Source organism: Bradyrhizobium sp. SOJA106, from assembly GCF_059448745.1.
The window spans coordinates 1,616,464-1,630,623 of sequence record NZ_CM182549.1; the positions used below are offsets into that span (position 1 = coordinate 1,616,464).

The 14,160-nt window shown below is 61.4% G+C and carries 12 protein-coding genes; 6 read left to right on the top strand and 6 right to left on the bottom strand.

What is annotated here, in order from left to right; translation table 11 throughout:
- Position 1: 1 nt before the first annotated feature.
- The gene (locus tag AC5V87_RS07405) at positions 2 to 325 is read left to right on the top strand and encodes a hypothetical protein (RefSeq protein WP_495370474.1); all 324 of its coding nucleotides are present in this window, start codon (positions 2 to 4) and stop codon (positions 323 to 325) included.
- Positions 326 to 462: 137 nt separating this feature from the next.
- On the opposite strand, the gene AC5V87_RS07410 is transcribed toward AC5V87_RS07405, so the two are convergent.
- From AC5V87_RS07410 to AC5V87_RS07420, 3 genes are all read right to left on the bottom strand, one after another.
- Complete coding sequence (locus tag AC5V87_RS07410) at positions 463 to 639, bottom strand: DUF2934 domain-containing protein (protein ID WP_495370475.1); 177 nt, start codon at positions 637 to 639, stop codon at positions 463 to 465.
- A gap of 764 nt (positions 640 to 1,403) precedes the next feature.
- Entirely contained in the window at positions 1,404 to 2,108 is a 705-nt protein-coding gene (locus AC5V87_RS07415) for a hypothetical protein (RefSeq protein ID WP_495370476.1), read from the bottom strand.
- A gap of 718 nt (positions 2,109 to 2,826) precedes the next feature.
- Positions 2,827 to 4,011, bottom strand: a complete 1,185-nt coding sequence (locus tag AC5V87_RS07420; RefSeq protein ID WP_495370477.1) for a hypothetical protein — start codon at positions 4,009 to 4,011, stop codon at positions 2,827 to 2,829.
- Positions 4,012 to 4,290: 279 nt separating this feature from the next.
- Here AC5V87_RS07420 and AC5V87_RS07425 point away from each other — a divergent pair, with 279 nt between their 5' ends.
- The 3 genes from AC5V87_RS07425 to AC5V87_RS07435 all read left to right on the top strand — a co-directional run bounded on the left by AC5V87_RS07425 (position 4,291) and on the right by AC5V87_RS07435 (position 7,544).
- Positions 4,291 to 4,698 (top strand): hypothetical protein, encoded by a 408-nt coding sequence (locus AC5V87_RS07425; protein WP_495370478.1) that lies wholly within the window; start codon positions 4,291 to 4,293, stop codon positions 4,696 to 4,698.
- Between the two features lie 135 nt (positions 4,699 to 4,833).
- Positions 4,834 to 7,038 carry a multicopper oxidase domain-containing protein gene (locus AC5V87_RS07430; RefSeq protein ID WP_495370479.1) on the top strand — a complete coding sequence of 735 codons (2,205 nt, stop codon included), beginning with the start codon at positions 4,834 to 4,836 and terminating at the stop codon, positions 7,036 to 7,038.
- A gap of 26 nt (positions 7,039 to 7,064) precedes the next feature.
- Positions 7,065 to 7,544 carry a hypothetical protein gene (locus tag AC5V87_RS07435; RefSeq protein ID WP_495370480.1) on the top strand — a complete coding sequence of 160 codons (480 nt, stop codon included), beginning with the start codon at positions 7,065 to 7,067 and terminating at the stop codon, positions 7,542 to 7,544.
- Positions 7,545 to 7,624: 80 nt separating this feature from the next.
- On the opposite strand, the gene AC5V87_RS07440 is transcribed toward AC5V87_RS07435, so the two are convergent.
- Positions 7,625 to 9,238: a tyrosinase family protein gene (locus tag AC5V87_RS07440; RefSeq protein WP_495370481.1), complete on the bottom strand. Its 1,614-nt coding sequence runs from the start codon at positions 9,236 to 9,238 to the stop codon at positions 7,625 to 7,627.
- A gap of 182 nt (positions 9,239 to 9,420) precedes the next feature.
- Here AC5V87_RS07440 and AC5V87_RS07445 point away from each other — a divergent pair, with 182 nt between their 5' ends.
- The gene (locus AC5V87_RS07445; RefSeq protein WP_495370482.1) at positions 9,421 to 10,776 is read left to right on the top strand and encodes a hypothetical protein; all 1,356 of its coding nucleotides are present in this window, start codon (positions 9,421 to 9,423) and stop codon (positions 10,774 to 10,776) included.
- Between the two features lie 189 nt (positions 10,777 to 10,965).
- Here AC5V87_RS07445 and AC5V87_RS07450 read toward each other — a convergent pair whose 3' ends face one another.
- The gene (locus AC5V87_RS07450; RefSeq protein WP_495370483.1) at positions 10,966 to 12,201 is read right to left on the bottom strand and encodes a S8 family serine peptidase; all 1,236 of its coding nucleotides are present in this window, start codon (positions 12,199 to 12,201) and stop codon (positions 10,966 to 10,968) included.
- 76 nt (positions 12,202 to 12,277) lie between these two features.
- Between AC5V87_RS07450 and AC5V87_RS07455 the strand changes: the two genes are divergently transcribed.
- Positions 12,278 to 13,660, top strand: coding sequence for a hypothetical protein (locus tag AC5V87_RS07455; protein WP_495370484.1), 1,383 nt, complete (start codon positions 12,278 to 12,280; stop codon positions 13,658 to 13,660).
- On the opposite strand, the gene AC5V87_RS07460 is transcribed toward AC5V87_RS07455, so the two are convergent.
- Positions 13,648 to 14,109, bottom strand: a complete 462-nt coding sequence (locus AC5V87_RS07460) for a hypothetical protein (RefSeq protein ID WP_495370485.1) — start codon at positions 14,107 to 14,109, stop codon at positions 13,648 to 13,650. The two genes, AC5V87_RS07455 and AC5V87_RS07460, sit on opposite strands and share 13 nt — an antisense overlap.
- Positions 14,110 to 14,160 lie beyond the last annotated feature (51 nt).

The window sequence follows — 14,160 nt, forward strand, 5'->3', positions numbered from 1 at the left end:
CATGGAGGAAGGCCTGCGGGACGTGCTGGCGAAGGTCGGCAATCAGATGGATGGCTTCAAGCAGGCCATGTCGGGCCTCCAGGAGGTGATGACGCGCGAATCCGCCGAGGCTGCCGCCCGATCTCGTGAGGTGATCGAGAAGCTGGCGAACGCGACGGTGAAGGCTTCGGAGGACGGCGCCGGCGCCATCCGCTCGGGCATCGGGGAGATGCTCGATGGGGTCCGGACCGAAGTCGCGCGCGGCGGAGGGCTTCCGCACCGCCGAAGAGGCAATGCGCCAGCGATCGCAGGAACAGATGGACGTCCTCCAGGCGCACTTGCGTAAGGTCACCGAGATGGCGGCGTCCGAGGCGAACGCGTCCGTGGATCGCTCGCGCGCGGCCCTCGATGACGTTGTGGAGGCGGCTTCCAAGGCTCGGCAGCTGGAGGTAAGCACGGTCTGAACCAAACCTTTGCGGCAGCTCAGACCGGCAGATTATCCGTCATTCCGGGAGGCACCTCGCCCAACTCCCTCCGCTCGGCAAGAAGCTGCTTCTCAGCCTCGTACCAAAATGTGTCCATCTTTCCCGCCGGCTCCCCGGCCTCTGTCCAGAGATGATACGCCCGAACGCGGATCTCTTCTTCGCTTAGATCAGCCATGACTTCCTCCTTTCAGAAGCAAGCGTTGGCGAAGCGCGCCGGTTCCTTTTTGCCGGAACGAGCTATCAAAACCTCCGGCACCTTACTCTATGGACGGAGAGGCGGTCGTCAGAACACCGCATCGATCATCGCATCGCCGAAGGACGCAATGACTGCGGGATCCTCACTCGGTGACGCAACGAAGGGGAAATGGATTGTCGCCTCCGGCTGGGCGAAGGGGAAACGGGGTTATCGCCCCCGCCGTCGAAACACGACAGCCTCGAAATTCTTGAGGACCGTAAATTTTTTGACCCGATCTCCGGCCTTTGACAGCGCAGCCTCCCTCCACTGGTGTCTGGTAAACAGCGTAGTGTCGGCGTGAAGGGAAAAGGGCAGTCTCTGCATCTCTGAGCGGAATTTGCCGAGGCCCCCCATACTGAAGCAAGGCCAATGAGCGCACACATCCAGAGCGTTTACATTTCACCTGCTGGATAGCCGGTTATCGAGACTGTTCGCATGACGGGCCTACCTTTGGCTTGATATCGGTAGCTCCATCTTTTTCGGCATCACATGGTGTCGGGTACTCTTTTCGGCGGCCGTCTTTGGTCCCACAGGATATCACTTGGGCGCATTCTTTCGTTTGAGCCACTCGTGATCGAGCCTGCTGAGCTTGCGAAGATGCGCTCCAACATCCGATGGTGATTGATAGGCACAATCCTGTTGTAATGAGCAATCTCATTGGACATCTCCAAGCATGGTGGTCCGATTCCAGCAGATCCAATTCACTACCAAGGCCAGGGCCACGGATATTGCGAGGCCCAGGGAAATGGCCATGGGCCCGGCATGCCATCCGCTGCCTGCATGTGTATGGCTGAGCTAACGGATGACCGCGACGGAGCCGTTAGACTGCTCGCCTGGAGCACACTGAAATTGTGGTCGCGCGCCTTTTGGAGGTCTGCAGCGTCGATTTCAAAAATATTGATGGCACCAGTTACTGCGCCGCAGACGAACGGATGCATAAGACCGTCGTTGCCTTTGCGCTGTGCTATAATCTTAACTCCCGCATCCGTAAGCTCTTTGGCCATAACATCCAGCGAGACAGGCTCGACGCCGCCGCACTGTACGGAGCCGTCATACCTATAGACGCTAACAGAATTGCTGGAAGCGGGGTCCCACAATGCAAAACCAGCAGGTCCTACAAAGCCTCTGAGTATCTTTGACCAGTCGGCTGCTGAGATCACGTATGTATTTGCTGCGCCTGTTGGAGCTCCGCAAACTGCAATGATTGCTGCCGGTACGGCGCGTTTTTCTTCGCTGATTACTTTCGCGCCGAGCTGCTCAAGAGTCTGCCGGTCTTCTGCAAGTGTCCTAGCTTTTCCCATGCCGCATTGCAGACTGCCGTCGAGACGAAAAACTCGGAGGTTGGACTCCTGGCCCAGAGCCGGGCCGAACAGAAAAAGCGACGCAAGAAAAACCATCATGTATCGCATGTTCAGTATGTCCCTACTTGAATGAACACGGGAAACCCAACTGCGCAGAGGTGAGCTCAGCTTGTATCCACAATCACGAGTAGTCAATCTTTTTGCTTTGTGCAGTTGCTCACCACCACGCTGGACCCGGCGACCGCTACTTTTTCTGGTTTGAGTCCATTGCAGCGGCTGCCTACCGCCGCCTGAGGCACAGAATTCGGAGCAGGAAGTACCAATGCCTCAAAAGGTCGTCGGTGCCTCGGCGACGTCGACTGCTTTGATTTGCTTTAGCTGTGGCCCCGTTGGGTCTCTACGATGCTGGATAGGCTGATCCGCTCGCCCGAGAGAATGCGCTTATCCAGACGATGACGAACCTCAGCAGGCAGTGTGGGGCCTGAAAGGGCCACAAGGGCACGCCACGACAGCCGGGAGGCGACTTCCTCCCGCTCACCGTAGCAGCGAACAACTCGCATCATTTCCGAGGCGCCGGAGGCTTCAAGGTTGTATTTGGCCCGCACAAGCTCGCCGAACTTCCTGCTGTTAGGTGTCTGTCCGACTCCGCGTAGCGGTTGATTAGTATCCGCATGATCGGGTCTGAAATGCCTTGAGCGACTGCGTGCAGCGCAAGGCCGATCGAGACAAGCACAATGCCAGCTCCTTTGCCCGAGGCAAACGAAAGGCTCATGATCGCAAACGCGGCCACGATGAGGGCCGTCTGGGTGTGCAACAGGCCGAAGCGTCATTGAATGAGAGGTGAGACCCGGTTCGGGCGCACTGGTCGTGTCATTATATCGGGTGCTGCTCTGGCCGGAGGTGCCGGGGTCGCTGCGGCCGGCGCACCCGGCACGGGCGCTGCAACTGCTTTCTTTGGCCGTGCGGGGACGCTTTGCGAGACCGTTATCGGCACGCGCCGATCCGCATATTTGGGCGCGAATTCATCGGCGTAGCTGATGCAATAGACTTCGGGAGCCGTGAATCGCAACTGCTTGAACGTGTTCTCCCTCGACCGGGCATCTTGGACGCAAAGGTTATAGCGCGCACGCCAAGGTGCAGGCCTTTCGAACGGTGCGTTCAAATCTCCGTCGACGCGCACAACGCCTGTGATCGCATTGGGGGGATCCGGCTGCGGAAACGCGAGGCTGATGGTCAATTTGTGAATGTCCAGCCGCGAAGCGCTAACCCCTGCCGTCCCCGAGACGATCCGAAACTGGTTCGACACGGGCTCCAGCTTGACGGTCGCGTCCGCACCGCCGCTGGCCTGTGTCGTGAAGGTCATCGTGTCGACGAAATTGTCCTTGGCTCCGCCCTGGTCGTCGATATCGATGAATGTCTCGACGACCCGACCGACACCGATCGATCCGGTCAGCGGATAGACGAAGTGTTCCGATCTTCGCCAAGGGTGCTGGTTGCACAGATCCGGATCGGTGATCAGGTCTTCCCAGCTGTCCTCGGTGCCGAATACTCGCGAGCCTTGACGTGTCAGGTCCAGCGCGCCCGTAGCTCCGGCGTCGAGCACGTTCGAGGTCAGCCACGGGAGCCTGAATCCCGCGCTTGCGCCGGCCTTGTTGGTCTCGGTGATGTTGAAGTCGAACGAATAGACCACGGCGACTTTCGCCAACCGCAACAGTTTGGTTACCTTGCGGTCCAAGGGAATCTTTGCCTTCTCCTTATCCTTCTCCTCCGCCTTCGCCTTCTCGAGCCGCTTCGCCTCCTTGATCAGCTTCTTGATGTCCTCCTCGTTAGATGCCTCGGTGATGATTTCGTTGTTCAACATGTGGAGGAGAACCGCGTTTCTCACCTCGCAGCGGCCATAGCGAACGATCTTCTCGGTGCTGTATATGCTCACGTCGTCGGGGATGGGATAAAGCGAGCAGCCCGCGACGCTTGCCGCAAAACCACAGACGACCCAATTGATCTTACGCATACGCTGAGCCCCGCAACTCACACCGTCAATCGTCGCGCACGCGGGGGTCCCCCGACACATCATCGCTTACGCGAGCGCGCTGGTTGATGTGCCACGTTCAATTGACAATTCTTAAAGTACGCCCATAGCGTGTCGAAGCGACCTTCCCTCGTCAAGCCCAAAAGGTTTGCCCGGTTTGTTTGGCCGGGCGTGTCGTAATTCCATCACAGACGGCGAGTGCGGCAGCCGAGAGGAGTCGAGATGTGCTGCCCGCACGTTCGGTGCCGAGACTGCCCGTCGATGGTTCTCACTGAACGCCGTGATCCCCGCAGCGCCGTGACCGCCGGCATCATGATGCCGCGGCCGGTGGTTCCGGCAGTGGTGGCCGTGGCCCTCGGAAGCGGCCTCGATGACCGATCGGCGAAGAACTCCGAAACGGCCGTGAAAAGAGTTTCTCCCGATGCAGCGCTTCGCCTCCGGCGCATCCGCGCGGCTTTTCTTTTGCCAAGAAAGCGGCAATGCCGACCAGAAACCGGCCAGCGCGCGACGTCCGACTCAGCCTCCGTCCGGCTCGCGCTCGGCAAAGGCGTTGACGACGCCAAAAAAGAGCAGCTATCATGTGAAGCAACGTTAAAGCGAGTTTCCGATCGCGTTTTAAAGCGTGGAGGGGGCCGCTTCCTGCAGCTCTGTCGGCTCAGGCGTCGTTAGTTATTGTGGCTTCTTCTGGCTGATATTGCCGATTTCATTCCCGGAGTTCGCATGCTCGCAGCCATCACGGAACGGAAACGGGATGTGAGGCGCCGCGTCGGACGCCGTCGCTGGCCAGTCCGATTTCGAAACCCAGTGGCGGTAGTTGCCGTTGGCCTCTGCCTCCTGACGCCGCAATCGGCATTCGCCGCAGAACTAGTCCAGCCGCTCGTGTGCTCGGCCGTCACCGCAACGCCGCCCGCGCTCGCCGGTATCTGCACCGTCACGCCTGTCGGAAACGGCCACAACGACGTTAAGTTGGAGTTGACGGCGGCGAGCGCCGCGATCGACGTGGGCGGCTACAAGGTCGTCACCGAAAACTACAACGGAAACTATTTGACGCCGGTCATCGAAGCGATGCCCGGCGACACGGTCTCAGCGCGTCTGGTCAACGGGCTGTCTCCGAAGCAGCATCAGGGCATGGGCCACGGGGGCGGGCACGATAATCCGACGAACCTTCATTATTTTCACGGCGGAATCGTATCGCCCAACAATGCGCGGCCCAAAGCCGCAGAAACCGGCGATGGCGACAACGTCTATGTCTATCTCAAGTCCGGTCTCAATGCCCAGGGAAAGCCGAACAGCTTCGACTTCAAGGTGCCGATACCGGGAGAGAAGACGCTGGACGCGCGGGTCCTGGAGACCGAAGGCTACATCGCGCATCCTCTCGGCCTGAACTGGTACCATTCCCACATGCACGGGATTTCGTCCGATCAGGTTATGGGCGGCATGTCGGGTCTGCTGTCGGTCGGGGACGCCGCCGCCAACGTCAGGGCAGGCTGCCTAAAGGACCCGAACAATCCAGGCGGTTGCCGCAACGACGTGGATAGCGACACACGCGATCTGCGGAAGAGGACCGAGGTGCGTTATGCGCTGCTTCGCGATCTCCCCGTGAAGGTCACCAAACGTCCCGATCAGGCCAACGGCGATATCGCCCAGTGGGATCCGGACCCGGGCGCGCGGGATTTCCCGACCGGTGGACGCTGCGGTGTGTGGAAGCCCGACGATTCCGGACTGGACGCCGATCCGGCGCTGCGGACCGGGTTCTGTCAGCGCGCCAAGGATTCGGCGTTGCTGTTCACGGTGAACGGTCAACTATTCCCGACCATTACGGTGGAAGGCGATCGAAACCTTCTCATCCGACTAGGCAATCTCAGCGCCAATATTCCCTACTGGCTCGAATTGCGTAACGAGGCCGATGGATCGGTCCTGCCGCTAACCATCCTGAGCCTCGACGGTGTGGTCCCCGCCGCCCCGGTTCCTCCCGGGCAGGCCGAGAAGCCCGTTTTGGCGGTCGACTACGACAACGTGCTAATGATGCCGGCCACGCGCGCCGAGATCTATGTCCGCAACGACGAGAAGCCTCATGCCGTCCGGCAGGTCTATATCCTCCGAAGCAAGAAGCACGTGGTCGGAACCGACGAATGGCCCGAGGTTCAGCTCGCGCGCATCGTGCTGGAGCCGAACGCCGGTGCGAGCAAGGTATCGGTCGCGCTGAACGCGCCGGTCGCCAGCCATCGTGTCGGGCCGCAAGCGGCCGGGCCGCTTGGAGGTGCGAGGGCCACCTTGCCCGAAGGCTGTGTCCGCGACCTGGATCCGGCTTTCCGTGAATTCCGTCGCGTCACCTTCATTCCCGGAGGGGAGACGTCGAGTGGATTGAAGACGGAGTGGAGCGTCCTCACCGAGATCATCCGCCCGACAGGGACGCAACTGAAGGATGAAGGCGAGTACGTACCGGCGGACGCCCAGGAGACTACGGTTGCGCTCGGCCTTGAACCTGGAGGTACGCCTCGTGGCTACCCGTTCGAGGAATATGTCGGGGCCGACGGGCTGGTCGATTGGACCAAGCGGCACGTGTGCATCTTCATGGACGACACCGCGCACGCGGGCAGTCACAAGCAGCTTTGGATTCTCTTCAATGCGACAGGCACCCTGCACAACTTCCATATCCATCAAATGAAATTCCGTCTCGCGACGGCCGAGGAGCTCAAGAAGAACTACCTTATCGAACCGCCCAGCCCGGCGCGTACCTGCGACCCCGGCGGATGTCCGCCCGATACGCCGAATTACGATCTCTACGACGATCAGACGTCGGGCGACATCGATCCCGGAGCGACGCGTCGCTGGCACGACACGATTCCGATCCCTCCGTTCGGCAGAGTCTTCGTCGTCATGAGCTTCGACGCCAGAGAGCAGATCGGACGGTTCGTTTTCCATTGCCACATCCTGAAGCACGAGGACAAAGGATTGATGGCTCCGATCGAAGTGTGGTCCGACACGCCCGGACCGTTGGTGCAATAACATCACCGCGAATGGAGGAACGCCGAATGAGAAAATCGTCGAAGCGCTTGTCCGTTTCTTGTCTTGTCGTAAGCGGATCTCTTGCCTGTGCCAGCCTGGTGTTCGCGGCAGACACGCTCATCATCGGTACTCAAGGAGTCTCGTGGACCTACAAGGACAAGAAATCGACACCTGCGGCACCTCTCGTCGTCGACGAGCTGAAGATCGCCGATATCGTCGAGGTCAAGATCGCCGGCGCTATTCCGCACGGAATCATCACCATCAAACGTAGCGACGGCGGGCCTCCGGTGGAGGACAAGAGCCCGGTACTGGCATGCGGCGAAGACGGTAGTGCAAAGCCGAATGCCGTGCTGCGCGAACTCGATTGCGGCGCCGCCAGCAGATTCGGGGTAGCGTTCACCGGAAGCCTGCGGCTGGAAGTCATGAATACGTTCAAGGATCCCGTCGACTTTTATTGCGTGATCCATCACGCCGGCATGGCGGGAACGCTCAAGCTCCAACCGTGACGCCAGCAGGCCCGGCCTTCCGCGGCTCGCGCCACCGCCGTGTGGCGCCAGGGTGCTAGTGACGGGGCGATCCGTTGCACTCAGCCGCCCGAACGCCGTGTCAACTCCACCGAACCGATGGCCGGCTCCGACTTCGGATCGACGGTGCCCGCCGTCGGCACGATCGTCACCCTGATCGGGCCGCCTCCCCAGTTTTGCCTGCGAAGAATGGCCGTGACATCCCGCTCCCACAACGGCGCCTCGACACCGTGCCCTGCATGCCGCCCGCCGGACGAGCTTCCTCTGCGCGCGGCGTAAAAGAAGTCCAGCTCTCCGACAAAATACTCCGCTGGTTCAGACCGGCCCGGATCTGTGGCTTGGCCATCGGGCAAGTTGAGATAAACGGCGAAACTATCCGCGGGGCTTTGCACGACGGAAAGGTCTCTCAGCACGAGAATCCACCGATCGTTCGACGCCGCGCCGGCTGGCACCGCCGCGGCAGGCCCAGAAGGCGTCAATGTGACTTCCTTCGGTTGTCCCGACAGCGCAACCGCCTCGACCTTAGCGATCGCCGGCTGTGAAGCGGTCGCCGCAGCCGGTGCGCCGGGCTGCGGGGCCGAGCGCGGAATCGGCGCCTCGCCCGCTACGGTCGTAACGGTCGCCGACGGCGTCGGAGCTGGGCCTGCTGCCAAGATCAACGTCTCCTCGTGATCATACTCATAGCCTTGCTGCAGGATCTGAGCGGCTACAAGTACCTGTTCGGTGGTCAGCGACGTAAGCTGGCCATCGGGACCGGCGAATGAATGCTTGTCCGTACGCCAGCTCGGGGTCGTCGGACTAGCGTGCCCCGGTAGCTTGGACCAGCTTTCCCAAAGCCGGTCGATGTTGGCATGGTGCAGCCAGAAGATGGGATCGCGCGCCGCCGCTTCGAAAAAGCCCATGCCAGTGTCGTCGCCCACCGTCGTGTGCACGGGGCCATGCGGCCTTTGCTCGATTCTCCTTCCAAAACCGATCGTATCGCCGGCCTGCAGCCGTTCGTCCAAGATCGGATCGGACAGCATTTCGATCCTTACGTTGGACTGGGTAAGCGTTCGGGTCGGAGGCGAGCCGTCGGCGCCGCCGTTGATCCCGGGGTTGCGGTTGCTCCAGTACAGAGCGTTCTTGTCTTGGGTCCCGTCGACGCTTTCCCAGAACGGCTTGGGCAAGGATCTGTCCTTCGTCCAGTTCCAGTAAGGCAGCCCGAACGTCGCGTCGCCCGCAGCCGCGGCGACGGTTCGCTCGAAGAAATAAAGATAGACCCGATGCCAGGAAAGGAAGCTTGCGGGTCCGTGCGGGCAGGTATTCCAGACCGTCCGCGCCATCTGAAGACGCCGTGCTCTTTCTGCGGCTGAAAGTCCCGGAATGGTATCCGGGAAGGTTTCACGAAACTCCTTTTCGGGATCGTCGTTCATCACGCCCTTGCTGCCTGGATAGGCGTGGATGTTGGCTTGAAAGGTCCAACTGGTCGGATCGTGAGGTGGCCTTCCCTTCATCACCTGAACGCCCCGGCGATAGGATTTCACCGCAGCGGCGGCACCGGCATCCGTGCCGTTCACGTCGCGCCGCTTAACGGGGGTCGCAGCTTGCGCCAGCAGCGCGTCCGCCAGGCTAAGGGGCAAAACGCTTGCCATCGACAACAAGGAACTGGAAATAAATGTTCGGCGCGAAATCGCCATTATGGCCTCCCTGATCTCGGCAAAATCCCAAGGGTGAGACGGAGACACTATAGCGCAGACCGGACGCAACCAAAAGTCGATTAAGTTGACTCGATCCCGCACGGAGCACATAATGTTTCATATGACTCTGATACGGGTGTTCGAGACCCCGCCAGCTTTCTTCAAGTCGAGGGGTGATAGCAATGCGACATACTCATATTGCCGGCCTCGTTGGGCGGCTTGCAATCGCCGGTTTCGCCGCAGTCTTATTGTCGGAAGTCCGAACGGCAGATGCACAAGGCATCGATCATCCGCTCTGTGTGCGGAACTTCAATAAGATTCCGCTCACCGACGCAGACGTAGACGACATACTATCGCGCGCGTCCGCAATCCTGAGCGACGTGGGCATGACGAGGTTGCCGTGCCAGGGAGTGAAGTTGTCGCGGCAGGGCAATGTCGCGTCGTTCGACGAATCTGTTTTTCCAAGGTCTCTGGCACTTGAAAGCGAATTCCCGAAATTTACCGGCGACGCCTGTGTCAAGGTGGTCGAGCGGATCATCTGGTGCGGAGGATTGGTGCCTGGCGCATTGGGCTGCGCGCCCGTTCCGGGCCAGGGCCTCGTCGTTGTCCGCCGGGTGCTCGGCCTGACGGACAGCTTCAATCGCGATGTCGAACCCGTCACCTGGCTGCATGAGTTCGGTCATACCCGCGGATTGCAACATAATGCGCTCGATAGTCTTTCCGTGATGGCGCCGGGGCTCGGGCCAACCAACCGATCCATCAACGACAACGAATGTACGGTCCTGGCCAGCACCGTGCCGGCCGCGGGCGCCGCGCCTTTGGCGGCAGCGATGCCGATGCCGGCCGGCGGCATGATCGAACTGGCCCAGGCGACCGGGGTCGCGCCCCAATCGGCCGAGCAGGCTCGCATGCCAGTGGAGGAATTCGTGAAGCAGACGTTCCTCCATAACCCTCCGCCCGAAAAGCTGAAGCAATACGAGGGTGATCTCCCGAAGGTCCAGGAAATGCTCTTCGATCCGAAGTTTGCGGCCTATCGGAGCAACATCATCGTGCTGTTGGGCGCAATCGGAAACAAGGATACGATACCGCTGTTGGCCAAGATCATCGACACGAACATCTCGCCCGACAAGACCGACGTGGACATCGGTGCCCGGCTTGCGACCCCTCTGGCTATGGGAACGATCGCGAACCGGAACAATCTGCCCGAAAAGGATATCGCCATCCTCAGGAGTGCCTCGCAACAGGCCTTCTGGGAGCAACGGTTGACGTTGGTGAGGGCGCCGTCCCCCGGATCGAAGGGGCTCGACGACGACGATGTCCGCGCCCTCAGTCGCGATCTGGCGATTCAGTCCACTCGGGGATACGCGATTTCGGGTTCCGACGAAGTGCGCAGCAAACTTCAGGAAGAGCATGCAGGCACCGTATCGGCAGCGCTCCCAGAACCGGTCCGGCAGGAACAACTTTCAATCCTCAATGATGCACTCAAGCTGAATAAAACCAGCAAGGAAATGGGCGCCTACGCGACCTTCTCGAAATAGGCGCGGACGCGGGACGATCGCCGTTGCCGGCGCCTGTTTTTTGGCGTTGCGCGCGTGTCTGCAATGATCGCCCCACATTTCAACGGCTGCTTGCGGCCGATTCTTGCAACGCAATCGATGCATGCGGACGTGCCCGCGAACGTCATCCGTCGGACGCGGCGCCCTTGATGCGACGAGGATTCGCGAACGCTAAGGCGTCGGTCGCGGGCCTGGCGCGCGGGGCATTCCTCCCCCGATGTCGGAGGGCTCGTGGGCGTCGAATTCCTTGAAATGATCTTCGGCGCTGGTGGCCATCATTCTCTGGACTCGCTCCGCCGTGGCGGTCGGTCCGGCTGAGCGGGCGAATTGCCAATAGAGAGCAGCCAGGCCGGCGATGTGCGGGCAAGCCATGCTCGTCCCGCTCAAGACCGACAACTGCTCGCTGATGCCGGCGGATACCACGTCCACGCCGGGAGCAACGAATGTCGGATCCGCATTGGAAAATGGCGCGACCGCAAGCGTCGCGTCGACAGCGCCGACGGCGACGATGCTATCAGCCTCCGAAGGGCTGGCTTTGCCCACCACGAATGCCGGGCGGCCGCTTTCATTTCCGCTCGCCGCGACGACGAGAGGATCGAAGCCGTCTTTTCGTCTTGCCCTCAGCTCGTTCATCCAGGCATCGAAAATCCGTATGTTGTCACGGAACGCGATCAGGGCCATCGAGGTCGCCGCATCCTCGTGGACGTTTACCGCGATCAGAGACTTCCGGTACTCGACGAAGTCGAAGCCGAGCGACATCGAGATGACGTCGGCCCGTACCGTGAAGGCGGCCCAGTTCAGGGCGTCGAGCAGCGCGGCGGAGCCGCGCGTTCCGCCTATCGCCTTGGCGACGAGAAGCCTCTCGATGCTCGGCGCTACACCGATCTGAACTCCATCGACGTTGCCGCCGCAGATCGTCCCGGCACAGTGCGTTCCATGGCCGTCGGTGTCGAAGGCGACGCCCTCGCCGAAGGTACCGCCCGGCTTGGAAGTGAAGTCGGCTTCATCTATGGCGCCCTTCAGATGTACGAATGCAGGATGGTCGCGCCTGATCCCGGTGTCGATGATGGCCACCTTCACCCCTGCGCCGTTGAAGCGTTTGGTGTCGACGCCCAACGTCTTCAGGCCCCACGCGGTGCCGGCGGCTTTGGCGTCGCGCAGAACCGCGTCGGCGGCCTTGGTCTCAGCCACGATCGGCGCGATCAAGGACACGGGCATCGGCCCGGCGGCCATTCCGATCTCCTTCGGATTGGCGAGGTGATCTCGGCTGGGCGCTTGCTCGAGGGCAACCCGAGTTGCGGCGTCGGGCGTGGCCGGCGCGGATGCGGTTTTCGCTATCGGCGTCGCCCCCCGCCGCCGAGAACTGCCGCTCGGCTGAACGCGCCTGACAACCAGCCATTCCTTCATAATCGCACTTGTCCTATCGTTTCAGCGTTGGATCTCGGCCATACTACCTGAAATCGTCATTCCGAGAATGGGCGCGATGGGCATAGATAGAGCGATGGGGATCATCGAGATCAAGCGTCCCGATCCTACCGATCCCGAGTTGCTCGAGCATTGCGGCATGGCGATTCTCGTCTCGCCTCGGGTCGCGATCACCTGCGCGCATGCAGTCAACGCGGCGATGTCCCGGATGCCGGAGGCGGAGGAGCGTCCGTCGGACGATACGCGCATCATTCTGCTCTTTCCGATGGTGGCGGGACGCCAGACGCGCCTCTGCCGCATCACGAAGTGGAGGAAGATGGGGGCCAATCCGCTTGACGATATGGCGGTCCTGGAACTGGAGGAGCCTGCGCCTCCCGAGGCCGGGGTGAACGTGCTCGCCGTCGTTTCGCAGGAGCGCGACGAGCGCGGAGCTCTCAGTCTCTTCGGCGTTCGCGGCGATCGGGAGCTGGGCGAACACGTGCCGGCGAGATTGATCGGACAATCGAGTCCGGCCTGGCGACAAATCGTCGTCGAGCAGGGCGGCAGCGTGGAGCCCGGCTTCAGCGGCGCCGGTGTGTGGGACGAAGCGCAGCAGGCCACGATCGGCATGGCGGTCCGCCGTCACGACAGCGATGTGGCGTTCTTCCTGCCTGCCGAAGCGCTGGTCAGCTTCGCCGGCGACATACCGCACGAGCGGCGAAACCTTTCGTCCGTGTTCGCCCGCGGCTTCACCGTGTTCGGCGCGGCATTCTTCATCGCGCTCCTATTCCATCTCCTTGCCGATCGGATCCGGGAGTTTCCGAAATTCCTGTCTCTAGGGCTCGGCAACGAGACCTTGGCATCGTTTTGGGGGGTGCACCTGATCGCGGTGTTCATGCCCTTCCTCCTGTGGATGCTGCTATCGTTCGCGGAGGCCTATCGGGAGCATCCCTGGTGGATGCGCCTTCCCCAATTCGGCTATCTGGGCGCGCCGGCACGACCGACCTCCGGCAGATTTGCGGCCATTGCGACGCTGATCCTGCTGGTCGCAGGCCCGCTCTATCTGAGCGGCCACTTCCTACGACGGATGCACAGCAACGAGACCAAGGTTTACATCGACGCGAAAGCGTTCGGCTACGAGCCTGCGGGGCTGGTCGCGGCCGGCGAAAGCTGCGGGCCCGATCGCTCGGCCGGATACTGCACCCACCCTCGCGCAGGCCTATACTCTCTCGTCCCGCCTGAGACCGCCGGCAAAGGCGGATATGTCGACAACTATTATCAGATCGGGGGACTTGACCGTCATGTTCCGGGATCGGTGACCTTCTATCCGATCGCACAACCGGTCCTTTGGTGGCTGCTGACGGCGCTATGCTTCTGTTTGTCGGCGCTCCTCGTCCGGCGCATCGCGAGGCCGCCGCGCAGGCTGATCGTCGCGCCCGCGCCCACCGACTATTTGCAGTAGTCCTTGATCTGCTTGGCGGCGGCCTCGCGGAGCTTGGTCTTCAAGTCGGCGATCTGGATGCCCGCCTGGCTCGCGAACTTTCCCGCCGAGACGTCGGCATCCAGTACCTGGCAGGTGTCCAGATTTGCGGACGCGGTTGCGGTGACGTCGTCCTCGAGGTCGGCCGCGATCAAGGCCTTCTCGGACGTAGCGCACCAGACATGCGCCGTGATGGCGGCGCTGACGATCGGGCCGTTCTCGCACAAGGAGAACTTGCGCAGCTCGAGGGCTTTCGTCTTGTCGATGCCGAAAGGGCCCTTCTTCAGGCCAGCGCATGCATCGTCGCGATGGTCGGCGACAGCCTTTTCGGCCGCCCTCTTTGCTATCCTCGTGAGCGCCGTGTTGCAGTTCTCCTGGGTCTGCGCCACCGAAGGCTGGGCCGAAAGGGCGAAGACGGCGACGCTCAACATACTCGGCCATCGCAGGGGGCCAAGGCACGACCCGAGCAGCGGGATCTCGGC

What these genes read in the sequence shown, in the direction of transcription:
- AC5V87_RS07420 (WP_495370477.1), bottom strand. Translation starts at nt 4,011, where the DNA reads ATGCGTAAGATCAATTGGGTCGTCTGTGGTTTTGCGGCAAGCGTCGCG.
- AC5V87_RS07440 (WP_495370481.1), bottom strand. Translation starts at nt 9,238, where the DNA reads ATGGCGATTTCGCGCCGAACATTTATTTCCAGTTCCTTGTTGTCGATG.
- AC5V87_RS07405 (WP_495370474.1), top strand. Translation starts at nt 2, where the DNA reads ATGGAGGAAGGCCTGCGGGACGTGCTGGCGAAGGTCGGCAATCAGATG.
- AC5V87_RS07415 (WP_495370476.1), bottom strand. Translation starts at nt 2,108, where the DNA reads ATGCGATACATGATGGTTTTTCTTGCGTCGCTTTTTCTGTTCGGCCCG.
- AC5V87_RS07455 (WP_495370484.1), top strand. Translation starts at nt 12,278, where the DNA reads ATGGGCATAGATAGAGCGATGGGGATCATCGAGATCAAGCGTCCCGAT.
- AC5V87_RS07445 (WP_495370482.1), top strand. Translation starts at nt 9,421, where the DNA reads ATGCGACATACTCATATTGCCGGCCTCGTTGGGCGGCTTGCAATCGCC.
- AC5V87_RS07425 (WP_495370478.1), top strand. Translation starts at nt 4,291, where the DNA reads ATGGTTCTCACTGAACGCCGTGATCCCCGCAGCGCCGTGACCGCCGGC.
- AC5V87_RS07410 (WP_495370475.1), bottom strand. Translation starts at nt 639, where the DNA reads ATGGCTGATCTAAGCGAAGAAGAGATCCGCGTTCGGGCGTATCATCTC.
- AC5V87_RS07435 (WP_495370480.1), top strand. Translation starts at nt 7,065, where the DNA reads ATGAGAAAATCGTCGAAGCGCTTGTCCGTTTCTTGTCTTGTCGTAAGC.
- AC5V87_RS07450 (WP_495370483.1), bottom strand. Translation starts at nt 12,201, where the DNA reads ATGAAGGAATGGCTGGTTGTCAGGCGCGTTCAGCCGAGCGGCAGTTCT.
- AC5V87_RS07460 (WP_495370485.1), bottom strand. Translation starts at nt 14,109, where the DNA reads ATGTTGAGCGTCGCCGTCTTCGCCCTTTCGGCCCAGCCTTCGGTGGCG.